Annotated in this window: 23 protein-coding genes; 7 read left to right on the top strand and 16 right to left on the bottom strand. The window is 67.7% G+C overall.

Going from position 1 to position 20,722, the window contains the following annotated elements:
* Nucleotides 1-238 precede the first annotated feature (238 nt).
* Nucleotides 239-1,984, top strand: a complete 1,746-nt coding sequence (ctaD, locus tag C8258_RS28315; protein ID WP_106957763.1) for a cytochrome c oxidase subunit I — start codon at nucleotides 239-241, stop codon at nucleotides 1,982-1,984.
* Here the strand turns inward: ctaD and yidC are convergent.
* Nucleotides 1,981-2,814 (bottom strand): membrane protein insertase YidC, encoded by an 834-nt coding sequence (yidC, locus tag C8258_RS28320; RefSeq protein ID WP_106957764.1) that lies wholly within the window; start codon nucleotides 2,812-2,814, stop codon nucleotides 1,981-1,983. The two genes, ctaD and yidC, sit on opposite strands and share 4 nt — an antisense overlap.
* A 113-nt stretch (nucleotides 2,815-2,927) precedes the next feature.
* Nucleotides 2,928-3,224: a DUF6412 domain-containing protein gene (locus tag C8258_RS28325; RefSeq protein WP_106957765.1), complete on the bottom strand. Its 297-nt coding sequence runs from the start codon at nucleotides 3,222-3,224 to the stop codon at nucleotides 2,928-2,930.
* Between the two features lie 127 nt (nucleotides 3,225-3,351).
* On the opposite strand from C8258_RS28325, the gene C8258_RS28330 reads away from it, so the two are divergent.
* Nucleotides 3,352-4,446, top strand: coding sequence for a dihydrodipicolinate reductase (locus C8258_RS28330; RefSeq protein ID WP_106957766.1), 1,095 nt, complete (start codon nucleotides 3,352-3,354; stop codon nucleotides 4,444-4,446).
* The gene (locus C8258_RS28335; RefSeq protein ID WP_106957767.1) at nucleotides 4,443-4,922 is read left to right on the top strand and encodes a carboxymuconolactone decarboxylase family protein; all 480 of its coding nucleotides are present in this window, start codon (nucleotides 4,443-4,445) and stop codon (nucleotides 4,920-4,922) included. Before C8258_RS28330 ends, C8258_RS28335 begins: the two co-directional genes overlap by 4 nt.
* 25 nt (nucleotides 4,923-4,947) lie before the next feature.
* On the opposite strand, the gene C8258_RS28340 is transcribed toward C8258_RS28335, so the two are convergent.
* From C8258_RS28340 to C8258_RS28395, 12 genes are all read right to left on the bottom strand, one after another.
* Nucleotides 4,948-5,577, bottom strand: a complete 630-nt coding sequence (locus tag C8258_RS28340) for a hypothetical protein (RefSeq protein WP_106957768.1) — start codon at nucleotides 5,575-5,577, stop codon at nucleotides 4,948-4,950.
* Between the two features lie 22 nt (nucleotides 5,578-5,599).
* Nucleotides 5,600-6,556, bottom strand: a complete 957-nt coding sequence (locus tag C8258_RS28345) for an MlaD family protein (RefSeq protein WP_106957769.1) — start codon at nucleotides 6,554-6,556, stop codon at nucleotides 5,600-5,602.
* Nucleotides 6,553-7,602, bottom strand: coding sequence for an MlaD family protein (locus C8258_RS28350; protein ID WP_106957770.1), 1,050 nt, complete (start codon nucleotides 7,600-7,602; stop codon nucleotides 6,553-6,555). Before C8258_RS28350 ends, C8258_RS28345 begins: the two co-directional genes overlap by 4 nt.
* Complete coding sequence (locus C8258_RS28355; RefSeq protein ID WP_106957814.1) at nucleotides 7,599-8,684, bottom strand: MlaD family protein; 1,086 nt, start codon at nucleotides 8,682-8,684, stop codon at nucleotides 7,599-7,601. Before C8258_RS28355 ends, C8258_RS28350 begins: the two co-directional genes overlap by 4 nt.
* Nucleotides 8,684-9,730, bottom strand: a complete 1,047-nt coding sequence (locus C8258_RS28360) for an MCE family protein (RefSeq protein ID WP_106957771.1) — start codon at nucleotides 9,728-9,730, stop codon at nucleotides 8,684-8,686. The genes C8258_RS28355 and C8258_RS28360 overlap by 1 nt, the downstream gene beginning before the upstream one ends.
* Nucleotides 9,718-10,716, bottom strand: a complete 999-nt coding sequence (locus C8258_RS28365) for an MlaD family protein (RefSeq protein WP_106957772.1) — start codon at nucleotides 10,714-10,716, stop codon at nucleotides 9,718-9,720. Before C8258_RS28365 ends, C8258_RS28360 begins: the two co-directional genes overlap by 13 nt.
* A complete protein-coding gene (locus tag C8258_RS28370; protein ID WP_106957773.1) occupies nucleotides 10,713-11,738 on the bottom strand; it encodes an MlaD family protein in 1,026 nt (341 codons plus the stop codon). The genes C8258_RS28365 and C8258_RS28370 overlap by 4 nt, the downstream gene beginning before the upstream one ends.
* A 5-nt stretch (nucleotides 11,739-11,743) precedes the next feature.
* The gene (locus C8258_RS28375; RefSeq protein WP_063013084.1) at nucleotides 11,744-12,610 is read right to left on the bottom strand and encodes an ABC transporter permease; all 867 of its coding nucleotides are present in this window, start codon (nucleotides 12,608-12,610) and stop codon (nucleotides 11,744-11,746) included.
* 1 nt (nucleotide 12,611) lies between these two features.
* Nucleotides 12,612-13,457, bottom strand: coding sequence for an ABC transporter permease (locus C8258_RS28380; protein ID WP_106957774.1), 846 nt, complete (start codon nucleotides 13,455-13,457; stop codon nucleotides 12,612-12,614).
* A 277-nt stretch (nucleotides 13,458-13,734) separates the two neighbouring features.
* Complete coding sequence (locus tag C8258_RS28385; RefSeq protein ID WP_199195883.1) at nucleotides 13,735-14,814, bottom strand: calcium:proton antiporter; 1,080 nt, start codon at nucleotides 14,812-14,814, stop codon at nucleotides 13,735-13,737.
* A 79-nt stretch (nucleotides 14,815-14,893) separates the two neighbouring features.
* Nucleotides 14,894-15,469, bottom strand: a complete 576-nt coding sequence (locus C8258_RS28390; RefSeq protein WP_106957776.1) for an isoprenylcysteine carboxylmethyltransferase family protein — start codon at nucleotides 15,467-15,469, stop codon at nucleotides 14,894-14,896.
* Between the two features lie 107 nt (nucleotides 15,470-15,576).
* Nucleotides 15,577-16,011, bottom strand: coding sequence for a MarR family winged helix-turn-helix transcriptional regulator (locus C8258_RS28395; protein WP_106957777.1), 435 nt, complete (start codon nucleotides 16,009-16,011; stop codon nucleotides 15,577-15,579).
* An 82-nt stretch (nucleotides 16,012-16,093) separates the two neighbouring features.
* Here C8258_RS28395 and C8258_RS28400 point away from each other — a divergent pair, with 82 nt between their 5' ends.
* Both C8258_RS28400 and C8258_RS28405 read left to right on the top strand, forming a co-directional pair.
* Nucleotides 16,094-16,996 carry a PHB depolymerase family esterase gene (locus tag C8258_RS28400; protein ID WP_106957778.1) on the top strand — a complete coding sequence of 301 codons (903 nt, stop codon included), beginning with the start codon at nucleotides 16,094-16,096 and terminating at the stop codon, nucleotides 16,994-16,996.
* A complete protein-coding gene (locus C8258_RS28405) occupies nucleotides 16,993-17,559 on the top strand; it encodes a YbhB/YbcL family Raf kinase inhibitor-like protein (RefSeq protein WP_106957779.1) in 567 nt (188 codons plus the stop codon). Before C8258_RS28400 ends, C8258_RS28405 begins: the two co-directional genes overlap by 4 nt.
* Before the next feature lie 19 nt (nucleotides 17,560-17,578).
* On the opposite strand, the gene C8258_RS28410 is transcribed toward C8258_RS28405, so the two are convergent.
* Nucleotides 17,579-18,526 (bottom strand): phosphotransferase, encoded by a 948-nt coding sequence (locus C8258_RS28410; protein WP_106957780.1) that lies wholly within the window; start codon nucleotides 18,524-18,526, stop codon nucleotides 17,579-17,581.
* A 93-nt stretch (nucleotides 18,527-18,619) separates the two neighbouring features.
* Here C8258_RS28410 and C8258_RS28415 point away from each other — a divergent pair, with 93 nt between their 5' ends.
* Entirely contained in the window at nucleotides 18,620-19,066 is a 447-nt protein-coding gene (locus C8258_RS28415; protein WP_199195884.1) for a MarR family winged helix-turn-helix transcriptional regulator, read from the top strand.
* A 22-nt stretch (nucleotides 19,067-19,088) separates the two neighbouring features.
* Entirely contained in the window at nucleotides 19,089-20,051 is a 963-nt protein-coding gene (locus tag C8258_RS28420; RefSeq protein ID WP_233225399.1) for an MBL fold metallo-hydrolase, read from the top strand.
* Here the strand turns inward: C8258_RS28420 and C8258_RS28425 are convergent.
* The gene (locus C8258_RS28425) at nucleotides 20,023-20,670 is read right to left on the bottom strand and encodes a class I SAM-dependent methyltransferase (protein ID WP_106957781.1); all 648 of its coding nucleotides are present in this window, start codon (nucleotides 20,668-20,670) and stop codon (nucleotides 20,023-20,025) included. The genes C8258_RS28420 and C8258_RS28425 overlap by 29 nt on opposite strands.
* Nucleotides 20,671-20,722: the final 52 nt, after the last annotated feature.

The following is a 20,722-nucleotide window of genomic DNA, read 5'->3' on the forward strand; positions in this document are numbered from 1 at the left end:
TCGGGTCCCACCGTACCCTCGGCCACCCTTTCCGGGGCGGCCGCCGATGCATCCGTTACTTTCCAGCGATCCACGTGGACGTTTCCGGCGATCCATCCGCCGTGAAGTGGGTATCGATGGGAGCATGGGCCCCGTCCCGAAGATCACCACCGATCGCATATCGATGCCCGGCGGGATTCGAACACGTTGATCTTGCCGCGGTGCCACACTCGAAGATGGTTGGGCTCGAGGAGGAACTGTGACTACAGCACCATCTCGCGGCGCCGCCGAGATCGAAGCCGTAAGGCCTTATCCCCGGCGGATCGCCCCGAAGGGTTCGCAGATCTGGACGATCGTCACGACGACCGATCCGAAGCTGCTCGGCATGATGTACATCGTCAGCTCGATGGCGTTCTTCCTCGTCGGCGGGCTGATGGCGTTGCTGATGCGGGCCGAGCTCGCCCGCCCGGGCCTGCAGTTCCTGTCGCCGGAGCAGTTCAATCAGTTGTTCACCATGCACGGCACCCTGATGCTGCTGTTCTATGCGACGCCCATCGTGTTCGGCTTCGCCAACTGCATCCTGCCGTTGCAGATCGGCGCGCCCGATGTGGCGTTCCCGCGACTGAACGCGCTCAGCTACTGGCTCTATCTCTTCGGCGCCTCGATCGCCACCGCCGGATTCGTCACGCCCGGCGGCGCCGCGGACTTCGGCTGGACCGCCTACACCCCGCTGTCGGATGTCGTGCACTCCCCCGGCGTGGGCTGCGATATGTGGATTCTGGGTCTGGCCGTCTCCGGTCTGGGCACGATTCTCGGGGCGGTCAATATGCTCACCACCGTGGTCGTGCTGCGCGCGCCGGGTATGACCCTGTTCCGGATGCCGATGTTCACCTGGAACATCGTGGTCACCAGCGTGCTGGTCCTGCTGGCCTTCCCGATCCTCACCGCGGCGCTGATGGCGCTGGCCTTCGACCGTCATCTCGGCGGCCACATCTACGATCCCGCCACCGGTGGCAACCTGCTCTATCAGCACTTGTTCTGGTACTTCGGACATCCCGAGGTGTACATCATCGCGCTGCCGTTCTTCGGCATCGTGACGGAGATCTTCCCGGTGTTCAGCCGCAAACCGGTCTTCGGCTACACCGCGCTGGTGTACGCGACGATGAGTATCGGGGCGCTGTCGGTGGCGGTGTGGGCGCACCACATGTTCGCCACCGGAGCCGTACTGCTGCCGTACTTCTCGTTCATGACCTTCATGATCGCCGTGCCGACCGGGGTGAAGTTCTTCAACTGGATCGGCACCATGTGGAAGGGGCAGCTGACGTTCGAAACGCCGATGCTGTGGGCGCTGGGATTCCTGGTCACCTTCCTGTTCGGCGGCCTGTCGGGTGTCATCCTCGCCAGCCCGCCACTGGACTTCCACGTCACCGACACGTATTTCGTGGTGGCGCACTTCCATTACGTGTTGTTCGGGACGATCGTGTTCGCGACCTTCGGCGGCATCTACTTCTGGTTCCCGAAGATGACCGGCCGGCTGCTCGACGAGCGGCTCGGCAAGATCCACTTCTGGACCACCTTCCTCGGTTTCCACACCACCTTCCTGGTGCAGCACTGGCTGGGCAACGAAGGTATGCCGCGCCGCTACGCCGACTATCTGCCCTCCGACGGCTTCACCACGCTCAATACCGTCTCCACCATCGGCTCGTTCATCCTCGGCTTCTCGATGATCACCTTCGTCTGGAACGTGTTCCGCAGCTACCGCTACGGCGAGGTGGTCACGGTGGACGATCCGTGGGGGTATGGCAATTCGCTGGAATGGGCCACGACCTGCCCGCCGCCGCGGCACAACTTCTATGAGCTTCCCCGGATCCGTTCGGAGCGACCGGCATTCGAGTTGCACTATCCGCACATGATCGATCGCCTGCGCGCCGAATCGCATATCGGCTGGGGCGCCCCGCATACGGACGTGCACGAGACCGCGGCGGTCGAACCGGAACGGACCTAGATCGTCGGGACCGGCGGTGGCGGTAGGGGTTCCAGCGGGCCGAGCCTGCGATGGACCACATGCTGCTGCGCGAAGGTCCAGGTGTTGCCGGTCGCGAAATAGACCAGAATGCCGATCGGCATCACCAGTCCGGCGACCAGTGTGCCGAGTGGGAACAGCCACAGTGTCATCGCGTTGATCAGCCGCATCTGCGCAGTGGTCTCGAGCTGGCGGGCGATCGACGCCCGGGCGGTGCAGTGGGTCGCGACGGCCGCGATCAGCACCAGCGGGATCGCCACCACGGCCACCGACGCGACGGAATCGGCGGAGGTGAGCGTCGCCGACAGCGGCGCGCCGAACAGATCGGCGTGCAGGAACGACCGCACCTGCTCCGGTGCGAACACGTAATTCGCGGTGTCGGCGTTCTGCGCCGCCGTCATCGCGGTGGAACTGCCGAGGAACGGCACATGCGAGACCGCGGTGCGGTCGAAGGAATGCAGCACGTGCAGCAGTCCCAGGAACATCAGCAACTGCGCGAGCACCGGCAGGCAACCGCTGAGCACGTTGAAGTTGTGCTGCTGCTGCAGTTTCCGGGTTTCGACGGCGAGCCGCTCGCGGTCGTCGCCGCATTCGGCGCGCAGCTGCCGCATCTTCGGTTGCAGCACGGCCATGGTGCGTGAGAAGCGGACCTGAGCCAGGTACGGCCGATACAGGACGGCGCGCAGGGTCACCACCAGCATGACGATCGCCAGGGCCCAGGACAGGCCGCTCGCGGCGCCGAACGGGACGGCGAATCCGGTGTGCCACAACCAGAGAACAGCGGCGACCGGGTAGTACACGAAATCGAGCATGGGATATCACCTCACTTCGAGGCACCCGTGAAGGTACGGGCGAGTGAACAGGGTCGGCCGAGCAGCCACGCGTTCACTTCGACCGGCGAGAGCACCGGCGTAGTGACGCGCGATCAGCTCCGGTGCCCCGGCGCCCTGGGCCGCACCCGGCCCGCCGTATCCGGATTGCTCTGTCGGAGAAAGGATCCCCGTCGCCGCTGTTGCGCGGAGCCGGGAGGCCCGCTGTGGACCGCGACCGGCGCCGGCCGCATCCGGCCGGAACAGGCGGCGACCACCGCCAATGCGAGAATCGCCGCGGCTCCGACCGCCAGCAGCGAATTCGGTTCGCCCGCAGGCACAACCGTGACGGCGACGATGGACAGCACGACGGCGCACAGCATCAGCGCCGTCGAACGGATCCGCATCGCCATGCCGGTCAGAGTACCGAACGTCCACGCACGCCGGGCTCAGCCGGCGACCTCATGTCCGGACGCGGGCCCGCGGACCGACCCACGCAAAACGCCCACACGGAACCAAGCGCTTGCTAGTGTCGGTGGGATGATCTCGACGATCGTCTGGGGTACGGGCAATGTCGGCCGTGCCGCGATCCGGGCCGTGCACGCACATCCCGAACTGGAACTGACCGGGGTGCTGGTGCACGATCCGGCCAAGGTCGGGCGCGATGCGGGCCGGCTGGCCGGACTCGGCCACGACCTCGGCGTCACGGCCTCGGCCGATGTCGACGCCCTGCTGGCGCGCCATCCCCGCGCGGTCGTGTACGCCGCGTCCGGCGATATCCGGCCCGACGACGCACTGCGCGATATCGTCACCGCGATCCGCGCCGGCGCGGTGGTCGTCACGCCCGCGCTCTACGCGCTCTACGATCCCCGCAACGCCCCCGCCGAGGTGCGCGAGCCGGTGCGGGCGGCGATCGCGGCCGGCGGCGGTTCGCTGTTCGTCTCCGGTATCGACCCCGGGTGGGGTAACGACGTGCTGCCGTTGCTGGTGAGCGGGCTGGGGCATCGGGTGGACACGATCCGCTGCCAGGAGATCTTCGACTATTCCACCTACGACCAGCCGGATTCGGTGCGTTACCTGGTCGGGATGGGCCAGCCGATGGACTACGAACCGCCGATGACCGCGCCAGGCGTCCCGACCATGGTGTGGGGCGGGCAGATTCGGCTGATGGCACGCGCCCTGGGCGCCGAACTCGACGGTATCCGCGAGACGCTGGACCGCCGCGCCCTCGACACCACGGTGACCACCGCGGCGATGGGTGACTTCGAGGCGGGCACGCAGGGCGCGGTGCGGTTCGAGGTGCAGGGCATGGTCGGCGGCCGGCCGCGCATCGTGATCGAACACGTCACCCGCATCCATCCCGACTGCGCATCGGACTGGCCGCGGCCGCCCGACGGTGCGGGCGCGCATCGCATCATCGTGGAGGGCGATCCGCGCATCGAGGTGACCGTCGAGGCCGAGACCGAGGGCGGTAACCGCGCCGCCGGCGGAAATGCCACTGCCGTCGGCAGATTGGTCAACGCCATCGACTGGCTGGCCGCGGCCGAGCCCGGTCTCTACGACGCCCTCGACGTTCCCTTGCGCCCCGCCGTCGGCAGATTCGCGAGCGCCCCATCCGAAAGGACACCGCAATGAACATCGATATCCCCGAGGGGAAGGATCCGATCGGCTACGTCTGGGGTGAGATGGTGCCGGGCATCGGGCCCGCCGCCTCGAAGTTGTCGCTGGCGGTCTACTCGCACAGCACCCTCGGACTGCGTGAATTCGAGGCGGCGCGGTTGCGGATCGCCCAGATCAACGGCTGCCTGTTCTGTCAGGACTGGCGCACCGAGCGCGACGGACAAAAGGTCGAAGTCGGGTTCGACCAGGCCGTCACCGAATGGCGCACCACCGATTCCTTCGACGATCGGACCCGGCTGGCCGCCGAATACGCCGAACGCTACGTGCTCGATCATCACAACCTGGACGACGCGTTCTGGACCCGGATGCGGGCGCACTACAGTCAGGCCGAAATCGTCGAGTTGAGTATGTGCATCGGCTCGTGGCTGGCGTTCGGCCGGCTCAACCGCGTGCTCGGACTCGACACCGTGTGCGTCCTGCCCGGCCACTGACCGCTTTACTGCTCCGGCAGGGGTGTCACTGCTTGGGCAGAGCCCCGGCCATCCCGCCGACATCGGTCACCTTCCAGCCGCTGCCCGGATCGATGTCGACCGTGTAGGTGACGGTGGTCTGCGCACCCTGCGGCGTCTGCGCGCTGGTGGAGTTGACGTTGAGGAACACGTCGACCTTGTAGAGGCCGTTCTCGGTGCTCATCACCTTGGCGGCGATCGGGGTCGCCGACGAGGTCCACTTCAGCGGGACCAGGATCTCCTGCAGCTTCGGCGCGGTGGCGTCGAATTTCTGCGCCAGTTGCGACGAGGTGCCGGCTTTCAGTTTGCCGATCCACGCGCCGACGTTCTGGTAGTCGATATTCGAGGCGCCGACCGCGTAATCGGTGGCGACCTGCTCGGCATGCTGCTGCGCCGCCGCCCGGTCATCGCGGTCGTGTAGATCGCCGCGCGCGGACAGCCACAGCGATCCGAAGACCGCGGCCAACGCGATCAATGCCACTGCGGCCGCCGCGGTGACCACGGTGGAGAGCCGGATCGACAGTGTGCGAGGCGCTTTCGCGGGTTTGGCCCCGGTCTCGGTGGTGGTGGTGGGCACGGAGGACTCGGCCTCCGCGTCGACTGCCCGCTTCGGTTCGGTACCAGTGTCGTTCGACATGGTGTCCTCCTTCTCCGTGGTACTACTTGACATTGATCCGCACCCGCACGGTTCCGTCGGTGCCCACATCGTCGAGGGCCTGCGTGATCAGACCGGAGATGTCGATGCGCGGCGCGGCATTCGTGGTCGCCTCCGCGAGCGGCGCGAGCGCCGGCCCCAGGGACTTCAGCTCCGGGCCGAGTTCCGCGAGCCGGTCGGTCAGCTTCGCCAGGAACGGCGCCAGACCGTTGCCCTCGGTGTAGCTGCCGGCGGGACGCGCGTCCACCATCCGGCCCACCGCCGTGACCAGATCGTTCAGGGCGTGGGTGAACCGCACGAACGCCGGCGCGGCCGTACCGGTTGCCGGGCCGGCCCACTCGATGTCGGCCGCCGCGGCCTGAAAGCTGTTGAGCAGATCCGCGATTCGCGGGCTGCGGCTCATGATCGCGGCGGCCAGCAGATCTCCGGATCGGGTCAGATGCGGAATCGCGGCGTCGGTGCCGTTCAGCGCGGAGCTCGCGGTGGCGACCAGCGAGCCCACCACCTCGGGATCGAGCTGGTTCATGGTCTTGGTGACCAGCCGCGCGACGTCCGGAATGGACAACGGCATGCGCACATTCGACGTTTCCAGGCGCTGGCCGTCGTGCAGGTAGGGCCCGCTGCCCGAGACGGGCCGGAATTCGACATACGGCTCGCCGAGCGCCGACAGATGTTCGATGGTCACCATGCTGTCGACGGGCACCCGTTTGTCCGCGGCCAGCCGCATGCCGACCTCGACACCCGCGGCGGTATGACGCACGGCGGTCACGCGGCCGACCTCGAGTCCGGTGAGCAGCACCGGCGATCCCACACCCAGACCACCGGAATCGGTCAGCACCATGGTGGTTCGGTGGTAGTCGGCGAAGGGGTCGGCGCGGACGACGCCGAAGGTCAGATAGCTCGCCCCCAGCACGGTGATCGCGACGATGCCGCCCAGCGAGGTCAGCGCACCCCACCTCATCGCACCACTCCGATCATCCGCAGGGTCGCCAGGATGCGGTCGGTCTGCTGATCGGGCGGCACGTCCGCGGACGCGTCCGAGCGCACACCGAGGATGTTCACCTTCGGCCCGCGTTCGACGAACGGAATCACCTTGTCGCGCAACAGTTCCACGACGGCCTGCAGATTCGACGGACGGCTCAGGTCCACCGGGCCGGCCGAGAGCAGCAGCGGCGCGAACGCCCGGGCCGCCCCGTCGGCATCACGCAGCACGGGCCCGAGCCAGGTCAGCGACGCACCCACCGGCCCGAGCCCACCGAAGATCTTCGTCACGCCCACGATGGAGTCGGTGATGCCGTTCATCTGATCGACCGAGGTGCGGCTGAGGATGTCGTCGAGTTCCGGCTGAATATCGTGCAGCACCTGCGCATTCGTGCCCAGGCCGTTGAGCAGCGCGTCGACGCGGTCCAGGTTGTCCGCCAGATCCGTGGCATCGGTGGCCATGGTGTGCGAGATCCGGGCGGTCTGTGCCGGATCCTGCGGCAGCGTGCGATTGAACTGCTCGATGACGTCCTGCAGCTGTGTCACCGCACCGCCCTGGGTGAACGCGGCGACCAGCGCCATCGTGTCCTCCAGTTGCACAGGCGGTTTCGTCTGCGCCATCGGAATCGTGGATCCGTCGTGCAGCAGGGTGCCGAAACCGTTCGGCGGAGTGGTCAGCGCGACGTGGATATCGCCGAGCACCGTGTTCTGCCGTAGTTCGGCGACGGTGGTCGCGGGAAGGCGCACCGATTTCGAGATGTCGGCGTCGACCACGACGTAGCCGCCCGCGCCCGGTTTCACGACGGTCACCCCGGAGACCGTGCCGACCTGCGCGCCGTTGGCCATGATCTTGGCGCGCGCCGGCAGGTTCAGCACATTCGAGAACTCGATGCGTACGTGGTAGGTCGGACCGGACACCGTTGTTCCCGGCACCGGTACCGACGAGGGGTCGAACGCGCATCCGGCGGCCGACAACGCGGCCGCCACGACGATCGCCGAGCCGAGCGTGAATCGCCGAAATCTCATCGCGCACCTGCCAATCCGAATATCAAAGCCGCCATGTCCACCTTCGCCAGACCGTCGGCCGCGGTGCAGCGCCCGGGGGCGAGGGCGTCGATCGCCGCGCACACCTGGTCGGCGTGGTCCTGCGGAATCGCCACCTTCGGCGGCGCGTAGCCGACGCCGGAGTCGCCGACCGTGCGCACGGCCTGGGCGAGAACCGGTGTCAGCGAGATCATCTGGGCCAGTGAGCCCACGTTCGCGCGCAGGAACTTCACCAGCGGGACCGTGTCGTCGAGGGCGCGCATGATCGGATCGCCGAACAGGGTGGTGATGTCGTTGAGCATCGGCAGCACCCGACCGAGGCCGTCGAACAGCGCCGCGCCGGGCTGCAGCAGATCCTCGGTGGCCTGGTCCAGGACCGGGCCCAGGCGGGTGAGCATCGCCTTCAACTCACCCCAGTGCGCCTCCACATCCTTGGACACCGAGGCGAACGCATCGAAAATGCCTGCCAGATGGGCGATATCGGCGTCCGGCGCGGAGAGCGCGGCGCCGAGCTTCTGCACCAGCGTGTTGATCTGCGGTCCGGTGCCCGCCGTGGCGTTGTTCAGCGAGGTGAGTCCGCGGGCGAGCGCATCGGGGTGCGCGGCGTCGGGGCCCTGGATCTGCGACGACAGCTGGGCCAGCGCGTTCAGGGTGTCGCTGATGCTCTTGGGGGTCAGAGTCTTGGTGAGGCAGTGGGCGGGATCCCAGCGCGCGGTGTCCTTGCCGCCGGACACCACCGCGAGTTCGCGGGAGGCCACGATGCTGTCCGACAGGGTCGTGGCACCGGCGTCGGCGAGGACCGGATGATCGGTGTCGACATCGAATTCGACCTTGACCGCATTGCCCTGCACAGCAACGGATTTCACCGTCCCGACGGTGATGCCGCGCATGGTGACCTGGTTGCCGGGGTAGAGCCCGACACTGTCGGGCATGATCGCGCAGTAGGCCGTGGTCGCCTTCAGCGGCTGGAAGGCGACGAGATAGCCCACCACCGCGACCGCGACGACGGCCGCCGTCCCGGCGATCGACATGAAGGCCCGCGAACCGAGCAGCTTGTGCAGCATCAGCAGTCCTTCCCCGGTACCGGAATACACAGGTGGGCGGCCGGTGCGCCGACCGTCTGCCCCGACTGGTCGACCGTCGCCGCGTCGTCCGCAGCGCTGAGTTGCGCGAACTTCTGCTGCAGGCTCTGCACCGTGCCGATCACCGGCTCGAGTTCGCCACCGAGCTTTTCCAGTTGCGGCAGCGCGTCACTCAACTGCTGGAGTTTCGGTTTCAGCGCCGAATCGTAGGTGGGCGCCAGCGCGGCGACCCGCTCGATCACCGCGCGCAGCAATCGCACGCCCTCGCGCAGTTCGGCGCGCTTGTCGACCAGCAGCGTCTCCATCTGGTTGACGTTGACCATCAAGCGGCCGAGATCGTGTTTGGCCCCGTCGTACATGGTGACGTATTCATCGGCGACCGCGATGGCATCGGTGACCTGGGTGCGCTGCCGGTTGAGCGCGTCGACGTAGGTACCGAGCGTGTTCAGGGTGGTGCGCAGCGCATCCGGTGCGGCCTCGATCGAGGTGTCCAGGGCGGCGAGATTGCGGCGCAGCGTGTCACCGTCGATCTGCCGTAGCGGTTGCGCCGCGTCTTGGAAGGTCTGCACGAGACTGTAGGGCAGCCGCACGCGATCCATCGGAATCGCCTTGTCGCCCAGTGGTTTCTCGCCCGCGGGAAACAGCGAGACGTAGTTGCCGCCGACAATGGTCAGCATCCGGATGTCGAGTGTGGACCGATCGCCGACGAAGACGTCGGAATCGACGGTGAACCGCATCCGCACCCGATCCGGATGCAGCTCGAGCGATTCCACCTTGCCGACCGGGATTCCGGCGACGCGAATATCATCGCCGACCTTCACCGACTGCGCTTCGGACAGTTCGGCGCTGTAGGTCTTCTTGCCGAACGGCACCACGTACAGGATGCCGGCGGCGGCCGCGCAGACCACGACGAGCGCGACGCCGACGATACCGAGCCGGATTTCGCGGCGGCGGGTGGTCGCCACGTCCGCGACGCGCCGATCCCGCGGCCGGAACAGGCCGGACCCGAACCGATTCAGCCGTTGCATATCGCCACCTGCTGTCCCGCGACGAGCACCCGCACCACCTGCGGTAGCTCCGCATTTCCCTTGGAGCACTGCGGTTCCCAGCCCGCCACCGGCTTCGGTGTGGCCGCGTCCAGTCCGCCGAGCAGGGCCGGCAACTTGCCGAAGACGTCCACGGCCTCTTTCGGGTCGGGGAACAGCCGCCGGATGAGCGCGTCGACATCGGTGCCGGACTGCAGCCCGAGGGCGTCGAACAGGCTGTCCAACGGTCCCAGCACCGACGGCGCGGCCATCGCGAACTGCGCCAGCCCGCCGATATTGGTCTGCAGGGCCTCGAAGATGTCGGTCAGCCGGGCCAGCAGCGGCACCAGGTAGTGCACCCGCCCGCCGACGCGCTGCGACAGATCGGACATGTTGTGGATGAGGGCGCCGATCACCTGCTGGCGATTGTCCACGTAGGAGGCGAGCCGGCCGATCGCGGCCAGCACCGGTTCGACGTTGGTGCCGTCGCCCTCGATCAGCGCGACCATACTGGCGCTGAACTGGTTGATCGCGTCCGGGGAAATGGTGGCCAGCACCGGTTTCAGACCGTTGAACATGCTCGTCACATCGAACGATGGCACAGTGTGGTCGACGCCGATCGTGCGGCCGGCCGGCAGCCGCGTCCCCGGCTTCGGCTGCTGCTGCAGATCGATATAGCGCTGACCGGTGAGATTCTGATAGCGGATGGCGAGCTTCGAATTGTCGAAGATCGGCGCATCGGTCTTCAGCGACAACCGGACTCGCGCCAGTGCCCCGTCGAGCGAGATGTCCTCGACCTTGCCGACCTGCACACCGAACTGGCGCACGTCGTCGCCCACCTTGAGCCCGTTGGCATCGGTGAACAGCGCCTGATGCGTATCGGTGTCACCCGCGACGGGCCGCTTGATCGCGGTGAAAACCACCGACAGCACGACGATCATCACCACCGCGAACAGACCCAGCCGCCAGGCGGCGGCGCCGACCTTCATCGGATTCCTCCCAGCAGCGGTGCCAGCACCGGCACGCCGCGCACGTCGATTTCCGTGTCGAGCACCGGGCCGTCCGGGGTGTCGTGCAGTCCGGCGCGCAGGCGGCGCACGAGTTCGGCGAGGTCGGCGCCGGATTGCTGCAGATGCGGAACCAGCTGCGCCAGGACCGCCAGCATCGGCGCCACAGTGTCTGTGGCGCCGGACAATTCGGATCCGGCACGTGTGCCCAGACCGGCCAGCGCGGGCAGCACCGAACCGGTCAGCGCCGATGTTCCGGCGTCGTAGGAGCCCCGATGATCCTGCAGCCGTGGAATATTGCGCAGCAGATCGAGCACCTGGATGGTCGCGCCCGCGAAGCGACCACCGCCGTCGAAGGCGGGGCCGAGCCGTCCGACCAGTTCGGAGCTGGGCATCGTCTGGTTGTCGGTGATGGTCTGCGCCACCGAGATCAAGGCCTGGGCCAGCGGCGTGAAACCCCGCACATCGTTGGAGACCTGGGCGATCACCGTGGCCATCTGCGGAGTCAGCAGAGCGTTGCCGGTCTGCGACAGTCCGCGCAGCAGACCCCCCATGGTCGCGTCGTAGACCGCGTCGGCGTGCTGTCCGGTCAGGTCGATCGTCGACCCGCCGCGCAACGGGGCGCCGCCGGAGCCGGGCCGCAGTTCGATCTCGCTGATACCGAACAGGTTCGCCGGCGCGTAGTCCACCCGGAGGCTGTCGTCGATGCCGTGCAGCTGAGATCGTTCCAGCCGCAGACTGATTCGCTGGGTCCCGCCGTCGGCGGGCACGATCGCCGCGACCTCGCCGACCTGCACACCGTCCACCCGCACCGGTGTGCCGGCCAGCACGCCGTCACCGATCTGCTCGGTGTGCAGGGCGATGCGCAGACTGTCGTCGGAACGCAAGCCGCGATAGGCCAGCGAGGCGATCGCGACGGCGGCCACGACCGCGATCGCCACCCCGCCGACCAGCAGCGAGCGCCGCTTGTCCACCGCCACTCCGGGCATTCCGTAATTCGGCACCTGTACTACCCCGTGAAGTCGATCGACGCGTTGAAACCCCAGAGCATCAGCGTCAGCACCATGTCGATGGCCACGATCGCGACCGACGACGCACGCACCGCCCGGCCGGACGCGATGCCGACACCCTCGGGCCCGCCGGTGGCGAAGAAGCCGTAATAGCTGTGGATGAGGATCACGACGGTCGCGAAGATCGCCACCTTGATCACCGCGGCGATCACGTCGAATCCGGAAACGAACTGGAAGAAGTAGTGGTCGTAGACACCGGCGGACTGGCCGTGTACCAGTGTGATGAGCCCGCGGCAGGCCAGATACGACAGGATCAGCCCGATCAGGAAGGTCGGCACGATCGAGATGGCGCCGGCGATCACCCGGGTGGTCACCACGAACGGGACCGACCGCAGGCCCAGCGCCTCGATCGCGTCGATCTCCTCCGAGATGCGCATCGAGCCGATCTCGGCGGTCATGCGGCAGCCGGCCTGGGCGGCGAATCCGATGGCGGCCACGATCGGCGCCAGCTCGCGGGTCGTGGCGTAGGCCGAGACGATGCCAGACACCGGGCCCATGCCCAGGATGTTCAGCATGGTGAAGGATTCGACGGCCACCGAGGCGCCCATCACCAGGCCGAGCACGATCATCATCGGCACCGTGCCGCCGCCGACGATCACCGACCCGCGCCCCCAGGTCATATCGGAGATGATGCGCAGCGTCTCGTCCCGATACCGCCTGAGCGTCAAGGGAATCGACGACAGCACCTGCCAGATGAAGGCCAGGACGAAACCCAGTCCTTCGACGCGCGCCAGGAGCAGACCGCGGCGGCGATAGAAGCGCACGAAGTGGCTGAGCCCCTTGGGCATATAGGTCGAAATCGCCACGTCAGACCAGCCTCGTCGGCAGGAACATCTCGACCACCTGGGTCACGCCGAGATTGACGATCGCGATCGACACCACCGACAGCACCACGGCCGCGTTCACGGCGTCGGCCACCCCGCGCGGGCCGCCCTTGGCCTCCAGTCCGCGCTGACAGGCGATGATCACCACCAGGAATCCGAACAGCACCGCCTTGAGCAGCGAGACCCACACGTCGGCGACGGTGGTGAAGGATCCGAAAGTGGCCCAATAACTTCCGGGGGTGACGTTCTGCCCGCCGACGGCCACGGCATAGCCGGCGACGATGCCGACGAAGATGATGAGGATGTTCAGCAGCGGCGCGACGAGGATCATCGCCACCAGCCGCGGGATCACCAGCCGGTGGATCGGCGAGATGCCCATCGTGTCGAGCGCGTCGATCTCCTCGCGGATGGTGCGGGCGCCCAGATCGGCGGCGATCGCGGCCGCGCCCGCGCCGCCGAGCAGGAAGCCGGTGGCCAGCGGTGCGCCCTGTTTGATCACGCCGAGCCCGCCGGTCGCGCCGAGCAGCGAATCCGCGCCCAGGGTGTGGATGAGGTCGCCGACCTGCACCGAGACGATCACACCGAACGGGATGGCGATCAGGATCGCGGGGATCGCGGTCACCGTCACCAGCCGCCACGCCTGCAGAATCGCTTCCCGCCACTGGAATTCGCGCCGGACGATGTCGGTGGTCGTGCCGGTCACCGATTCCCGGGCGATATCCACTGCCCTGCCGAAGGTTCGCAGTGCGGACACGACGGTGTCCGAGAAATTCTTGCGAACGATACGAACAGCGGACGCGCCCGAGGAGGCCCGGGTCACCGGCGCCATGAGCGGCGGGCCCGGTCCGGGCGGTGTGGCTCGAATTTCACAATCGTCTCTCCGTGATCGGCAACACTGCCAACACGAAGCTATCGGTTACAACTAGTTACAGTAAAGCCGATCACGGTGTGAGGGTGGCCGCTCCGGGGCCTGCGCGAAGTACCGCGATAAATCCAGCTCACATGCATGTTTTTCTAAGTAAACGAGCGTTCTAGAACCTGTTATCAGCACTGATCTGCTATCGCTATGATCCGCGTCACGTGTGGCCCGCCACAATGATTCGCCGTTACGGACTCGCCGCGAGGAAGACGAATCCGGCCAGCAACACCAGGTGAACACCACCTTGCAAGGGAGTGGCGCGGCCCGGGACAACTGTCAGCACACCCGCGCCGACGGTCAACGCCAGCAACACCATCTGGGTGGCGCCGAGGCCGAGGGTCAAGGGCCCGTCGAGCCAGATCGACGCCAGGGCGATCACCGGAATGGTGAGACCGATGCTGGCCATCGCCGAGCCGAGTGCCAGATTCAGACTGACCTGCACCCGGTCCCGGCGGGCCGCGCGCACCGCGGCGATCGTTTCGGGCAGCAGCACCAGCAGGGCGATCACCACACCGACCGCCGAGCGCGGCAGACCCGCGGCGGCGACCCCGCGCTCGATCGAGGGCGAGACCATCTTCGCGAGCCCGACCACACAGATCAGCGCGAGGACCATCAGCGCCAGCGATAGTCCCGCGGCGCGAGCGGCCGGGCGGACATCGTGTTCGTCGATCTCGGTCGCCTCGACCGGGAGAAAGTCGTCGCGATGCCGCACGGTCTGCACCAAGACGAACAGTCCGTAGAGCAGCAGTGACATGACCGCCGCGAAGGCCAGCTGCGAGCCGGAGAACTCCGGGCCCGGCTTACTGGTGGTGAAGGTCGGCAACACCAGGCTCAAGGTCGCCAGGGTCGCGACCGTGGCCAGGGCCGCGCCCGCACCCTCGGCGTTGAAGACCGCCACGCGCCGGCGCAACGCCCCGACCAGTAGCGACAGGCCGAAGATTCCGTTGCAGGTGATCATGACCGCGGCGAAGACTGTGTCGCGGGCGAGTGTCGAGGCATCCTGCCCACCGGAGACCATCAGGGTGACGATGAGTCCGACCTCGATCACCGTGACCGCGATCGCCAGCACCAGCGAGCCGAACGGCTCCCCCACGCGATGTGCCACCACCTCGGCATGCTGCACCGCCGCCAGGACCGCACCCGCGAGCGCCAGCGCCACGAGTACCGCCGCCGCTCCGGTGGGATGGGTGAACCATGCGATTGCCAGCACCTCGGCGGCCAGGAGTGGAACAACGGTCGTCCAGTGTCGGGTCAACGCATACTTCATGATCGCCATTGTCCCGACGAATCAGACAAATCGACCAAAAGGAGAGATGTACCTCCATTCGCCCGAACGATGTAACGGGCTACCAGAGACCGGGGACGAGCCGTCTGGTGCGAGCGCGATAGTCCTCGTAGGAACGGCCGAGAGTTTCGACCATCGCCGCCTCTTCCACCTCGATCCGGCGCAGAAATGCCAAGGTGGGCACGACGATCAGGAGCAGCAGCGAGATCCAGTTCCCCGCCGCGACACCGAAACCCGTGGTGAGCAACAGAACTCCGGTGTAGGAGGGGTGGCGCACCCAGTGGTACGGCCCCCGGTCGACGACGGCCTGATCGGTGTCGACCTCGACGGTGGTACGAAACGCTTTGCCCAGCACCGCGATAGCCCAGATCCGCACACCGAGCCCCGCGACCATCAGCGTGACTCCGGCGATCTGCCAGACGACCTCGTGACGGGCGGTGAAGCGCAGATCGCTGTCGGCCGGCAGCACGATCGACACCACATTCGCCACCCCGATCGCTACGGCGACGACAATCATGATGGTGGTACGGGTTCCGCGGTCGCGGGCGGTGGATCCCTTGCTGCGCAACCGATCCCGAAGCGCCAGTCCGATCTCGAAGCTCAACCAGATCCACGTCGTCACCACGGCGGCATTCACGACGACCCTCCCACGACCTCGCGGCGGACCGGGGCGTCCACCGGTAGGAAATAAACCACCGCGGCCACGTCCGGCACATCGGGAAGGTCCCGGAGATCTCCCCCGATTCAGTCCAGGAGTTTGCCCAGAATCGGAAGCGACGCCGCCAATTGCCGCTGTTCGGCGGGAGTCAGACGAGCGGCGATCAGTTCGGCCAGGTGGCCGTACCCGGCCTCGCGCCGTTCCGACAGCAGCTCCAGCCCGGCATCGGTGATGTGCAACCGCTTGCGCCGCTGATCGTCCGGATCGGGGGTGCGCCTCAGCAGGCCCCGGCCTTCGAGGGCGGAAACCGCCACCGCGACGGTCTGATGCCGGATCTTGTCGGCCCGCGCCAGATCGGCCACCGTGGCCGGCCCCTCGCGGTCGAGCCGCTTGAGAATCGACAACTGCGACAACGAGATACGGCGCGCCGGTGAGGCCGAGCGCATGCGCCGCACGAGTGCGCCGACCACACTCTGCAGCTCCTCGGCGATCGCTTCCCGAGTGTTTGTCACGTCGTCCACGATCGACTAATCTACAGCAGAACTGCGCAGTATTACTGTATTAATCCGACGGCGAACGGGCATGCCGCGTGGAGGGAAGCCGATGACCGCCGAGCTGATTCCGGGCGAGCTGACCCACGACGGCCACCCGCGAAGCTTTCACCTGCGGCCACCCCGGGAACCGGACAGTCCGCTGATCGTCGCGTTGCACGGGAATATGGGACCGGAGACCGGAGGCGGCGGCCTGCTCATGCACGACTGGACCCGATTCGCCGATCACGCCGGGGACTGGGGCGTCGGTGTCGTCTATCCCGACGGCTGCTACGGCAGTTGGGCCGACGGCCGCGGCGTCACGGCCGCGGAAGAGAACGGGGTCGATGATGTGGGATTCCTGCGCAGCCTGATCGACTGGTGCGCGCACACCTACGCGACCGCGGCCGATCGAACGCTCGTGGCCGGAATATCCAACGGCGCCTTCATGTCTCATCGGCTCGCGCTCGAATGCAGCGAACGGGTCGCCGTCTTCGCCGCGGTGGCCGGGGCGCTACCCGCCGACCTGACCGCGGTGCGGCCGACCCATGCGGTGTCGGCGATGCTGATCAACGGCGACGCCGATCCCCTGGTCCCGCTCGCCGGCGGCCACTCCCGGCACCGCGGCCCGAACGGTGAACCGCGCGGGCGGATTTTCGGCGCCGCCGCGACCGCCGACCACTGGGCGAGGCTCGACCGGTGCGCGGGCGGCCGAACCACCGTCACGACCGCCGGCTCGCGCCGCGTCACCGCCGCCCACGGCATCGCCGACACCGTCGTCACGGCATGGACGGTGTTCGGCGGGGGCCACACCTGGCCGGGCGTCGCCGTGCCGGAGGAATGGGCCGGCACTCCCGGCGCGGCATCCACCCTGGAATTCGATGCCACGGTAGAAATCCATCACTTCGCCCGCCCGCTCCTGCGACCGGCGGCGCGGCGGCTACTTCCACCCCGGTCGGAGAAGGAGAACCGATGAGTGTCCTCGGCAAGCTACTCGCCAATCGCCGCGCCGGTGAATCGGAACTGGCATGGAATCAGCCGAACCTGCTCGGCGACACCGTTTTCCGACTCACGAGTCCGGACTTCGAGCCGGAGACCACGCTCGACATCCTGCACGCCTCCCACCGGATCGGTGGCGCCGACGAGTCTCCCGCCTTGAGTTGGAGCGGCGCGCCCGACACCTCGGCGGGCTATCTGCTGGTCGTCGAGGATCCCGATGCTCCGATGCGGAAGCCGTTCGTGCATTGCGTCGCGCTCCTCGATCCGTCGGTGCGGAGCTTGTCCCGCAACGCGTTACGCGCCGATACCGACGAAGCTGGTGTGCGGGTACTGCGGTCCGGATTCGGCCGCGGGTACATGGGCCCCGCGCCGATCAAGGGGCACGGACCGCACCGGTACGTCTTCGAGTTGTTCGCCCTGGGCGCGCCCCTCACCACGGCCGCGGGGAAATCCGTCGAGAGCGCGAAACCCCGGGAGGTGCTGGCGGCCGCACAGGCGGTGGGCCGGGCGCGGATCGACGGATTCTACGAACGCGCCTGAGGCGCAGGGGCACGGGGGCTCAGGACATGCCGTTCGGCCGATAGTTGTGCAGCGCCTCCCGCAGGACCGTCAGTCGCTGTTCGCGAAAGTCCGTCCGGCCCTGTTCGACAGCGTCCAGCACGTCGAGCGCGGGATCGGCACACGCCCAGAAGCGCAGCTTGTTCTCGACGACGGGCCCGAGATCCCGTGCGCGACACCGCTGGATCTCGCGCACGAACTCGTGCCCCGCCTCCGGATACAGGTAGCAGAGGTCGTAGTCGGGGTCACCGATCTCCACATCGCCGAAGTCGATCAGTCCGCTGATCGTGCCGCCGCTGATCAACAGATGATCCAGGCTCATATCGGCATGGATGAGCGTCGGTTCGAAGTCGAAGTTGGCGTCGTCGTCGAGATATCGCTGCCACGCCCCGGACAGCTCCGCGGCCTCGGCCGCGTCCAGCAACGGAAGCACCTCGGCATGAACGGACTTCAGATCCGCGGCGAAATCACCCCGCAGATCGGTGACCTCGACACCGAAGTCCCGGGCGCGGTCCACCGGAAACGAGTGGATCCGTTCGATCAGTTCCGCGATCGTGCGTGCCGTATCAGCGCGCAGCAGTCCCCGCTCGGCCCAGTCCGCTTCGTCGAGCGATTCGCCCGGCACGAGCGGATACACGCAGAACTCCCCCGGCCCCAGCGGATTCGGCGCGGTGAACAGGAACTGCGGAATCGGCACCGGCAGCAGCGGGGCCAACTCCGGAAGCAGCCCGGCCTCGCGGGCGATCCCTTCCGCCCCGTGCGGATCCTGCGGCAGGCGCAGCACGTAGGCATCCCCTGCCGAATCCAGCTGGAGCGCAACGCTGTCCAAACCCGCGCCCAGCAGGCGCCCTGCACCGTCCGCCAACTCCGGCCGGGGTGAGTCAGCGAGAGCACCGCGCACCCGGGCCTGCCAATCGGGAGGAAGTTCCACGCTCGCGCGCATATCCATGTCCGCATCGTAGAACCGGTGTCCAGTGGTTATCGCCGCCCGGCGATCCGCGCGGCCGGGCGGGCGGGGTGGCGGCGGTCTAAGATCGGCGGCGTGCCGGAATCCGGGAGCTCAGTACCCGCCTCGGTCCAGGTGTGGCGGGCGCTGCAGCGGGTGTACGTCGACCTGCGCCCGGAACTGGATGCCGAACTGCGCCGGGGCCACGGCATGCCCGCCAGCTGGTACGACATGCTCGTCGAACTCGCGGGCACCACCCGCCTGCGGATGAGCGACCTCGGCGAGACCATGGTGCTCAGCCGCACCCGGGTGAGCCGGCTGGTCACCGAATTGGAGGCGCGCGGCCTGGTCACCCGTGAAACCAATCCCGCGGACGGCCGATCGGCATACGTCGCCATCACGGCGGCCGGGCGGCAGCGGTTGCACGAGGCCACTCCGCATCACCATGCGGTCGTCGATCAGCATTTCGCCGGTCTGGCGGCCGACGAACTCGGCGCTCTCGCCACCGCCCTGCACAAGGTGCTCGCCGAAGACCGGCCTTGAGCCGGTCGCGCACAATGGACCGATGTCCGCTCTCTCGACGGTCCTCGATCCGATTCGGCACACCGCAGGCTATGCCCGTTACTTCCTGCACAAGAGCGCGCGCGACCGCGAGGACGCGCAGGCCTTGCGCGAGCTCGAGGCCCGGCCGCTCACGCTGCCGACCGGTCTGGAGATCGAATGGCTGGGCACCGCCGGATACCGGATGACCTACGAGGGCACGACGCTGCTCGTCGATCCCTTCCTCACCCGGGTGCCGCTGTCGACGGTGGTACGCCGCCGCACCGCACTTCCCGATCCCGCATCGATCGACCGCTTCCTCCCGGCCCTCGACAAGGTGGCGGGAATCGTTGTGGGACACGGACATTGGGATCACGCCTTGGACGCGCCCGAGCTCGCGCGCCGCTTCGGCTGCGCGGTCTACGGCTCACGATCGGTGCGCAATCTCATGGATCTGCACGGGCTCGGCGAGCGCGGTGTGGAGGTGGAACCCTACCGCCGCTACGAACTCGGTCCGTTCACGGTGACCTTCGTGCCGAGCGTGCATTCGAAGATCCCCTTCGGCACCCGGATCCCGTCCCCCGGCGACACCAGTTGCGAATCCCTTGCCGCGCTGGCGCCGATGGCCTACGGCTGCGGACAGACCTGGGGTATCCACATCGCGGTGGCCGGTGTCGAGATCTATCACCAGGGCAGCGCCGACCTCGTCGACGAGGCGATCCGGCATCGCGACGTCGACATCTTCCTCGCCGGGGTGGCCGGACGGTCGGTGACACCGGACTACTGGCGCCGAATCCTGACCCGGCTGCGCCCAGCCACCGTGGTGCCCATGCACTACGACGATTTCCTCCGGCCGCTCGACGCGCCGATGGGCTTCACCGTCGATATCGCCCTGGCCTCGGTGCCCGACGAGATCGGCGCCGTGAGTCGCGCGATCGACGTGGTCGCACTGCCGGTGCTCAGTCCTCGCTCCCCCGGCGGCCGATGAGCAGATGAGCCGGAATCGGCTGCCGGTCGATCCGCCGGTGTTCGACCGCCAGCCCGGCTCGTTCCAGCGCCTCCGATACGTCGTCGACCGGCCGCAACCGGAAGCCGTGCGCGGTGAACGGCATCCTCGCCATCGCCGCCGGATCACCGATACCGACCACCACCCGGCCGCCCGGGCGCAGCACGCGCGCCAGCTCCGCGCAGGCCCGGCCCAGATCATCGATGAAATAGACGGTATTCACCGTGATCACCGCGTCCAGGCTCGCCGAGGCGAGCGGCAACTCGGTGAGTCCGCCCTCGACGATCCGCAGCCGGCCGGTGCCGATGTCGCGGGTGAAGCGAGCACGGGCCCGCGCCGACATATCCGGAGAGATCTCCACACCGTGCACGGTCCCGGCCTCCCCGACCTCGCGCAGCAGGATCGACAGTCCCACACCGCCGCCGAAACCGATATCGGCCGCGGCCTGCCCCGCACCCACCTCGGCCGCCTCGACCGCGGCATCGATGGCGAAACGATTGGCCCGGTTCAGCATCCGCGCGACCACCTTGCCCAGCACCCCGTGCGGATTGCCCAGCTGCGCGGCGACCGTGGACATAGCGCGCGTGACAAGGGAATTCATGCCACGCATGCTACCGATCCGGACCTCGCCGCACCGGCGGGCGCGGCTCGCC

The sequence above is a fragment of the Nocardia sp. MDA0666 genome, assembly GCF_003023875.1.
Classification (GTDB): domain Bacteria; phylum Actinomycetota; class Actinomycetes; order Mycobacteriales; family Mycobacteriaceae; genus Nocardia; species Nocardia aobensis.

Coding starts and splice junctions, on each gene's coding strand:
- C8258_RS28360 (WP_106957771.1), bottom strand. CDS start 9,730: ATGCAACGGCTGAATCGGTTCGGGTCCGGCCTGTTCCGGCCGCGGGAT.
- C8258_RS28350 (WP_106957770.1), bottom strand. CDS start 7,602: ATGAGATTTCGGCGATTCACGCTCGGCTCGGCGATCGTCGTGGCGGCC.
- C8258_RS28400 (WP_106957778.1), top strand. CDS start 16,094: ATGACCGCCGAGCTGATTCCGGGCGAGCTGACCCACGACGGCCACCCG.
- C8258_RS28420 (WP_233225399.1), top strand. CDS start 19,089: ATGTCCGCTCTCTCGACGGTCCTCGATCCGATTCGGCACACCGCAGGC.
- C8258_RS28335 (WP_106957767.1), top strand. CDS start 4,443: ATGAACATCGATATCCCCGAGGGGAAGGATCCGATCGGCTACGTCTGG.
- C8258_RS28325 (WP_106957765.1), bottom strand. CDS start 3,224: ATGGCGATGCGGATCCGTTCGACGGCGCTGATGCTGTGCGCCGTCGTG.
- yidC (WP_106957764.1), bottom strand. CDS start 2,814: ATGCTCGATTTCGTGTACTACCCGGTCGCCGCTGTTCTCTGGTTGTGG.
- C8258_RS28425 (WP_106957781.1), bottom strand. CDS start 20,670: ATGAATTCCCTTGTCACGCGCGCTATGTCCACGGTCGCCGCGCAGCTG.
- C8258_RS28405 (WP_106957779.1), top strand. CDS start 16,993: ATGAGTGTCCTCGGCAAGCTACTCGCCAATCGCCGCGCCGGTGAATCG.
- C8258_RS28365 (WP_106957772.1), bottom strand. CDS start 10,716: ATGAAGGTCGGCGCCGCCGCCTGGCGGCTGGGTCTGTTCGCGGTGGTG.
- C8258_RS28340 (WP_106957768.1), bottom strand. CDS start 5,577: ATGTCGAACGACACTGGTACCGAACCGAAGCGGGCAGTCGACGCGGAG.
- C8258_RS28380 (WP_106957774.1), bottom strand. CDS start 13,457: ATGGCGCCGGTGACCCGGGCCTCCTCGGGCGCGTCCGCTGTTCGTATC.
- C8258_RS28345 (WP_106957769.1), bottom strand. CDS start 6,556: ATGAGGTGGGGTGCGCTGACCTCGCTGGGCGGCATCGTCGCGATCACC.
- C8258_RS28330 (WP_106957766.1), top strand. CDS start 3,352: ATGATCTCGACGATCGTCTGGGGTACGGGCAATGTCGGCCGTGCCGCG.
- C8258_RS28355 (WP_106957814.1), bottom strand. CDS start 8,684: ATGCTGCACAAGCTGCTCGGTTCGCGGGCCTTCATGTCGATCGCCGGG.
- C8258_RS28385 (WP_199195883.1), bottom strand. CDS start 14,814: ATGAAGTATGCGTTGACCCGACACTGGACGACCGTTGTTCCACTCCTG.
- C8258_RS28410 (WP_106957780.1), bottom strand. CDS start 18,526: ATGGATATGCGCGCGAGCGTGGAACTTCCTCCCGATTGGCAGGCCCGG.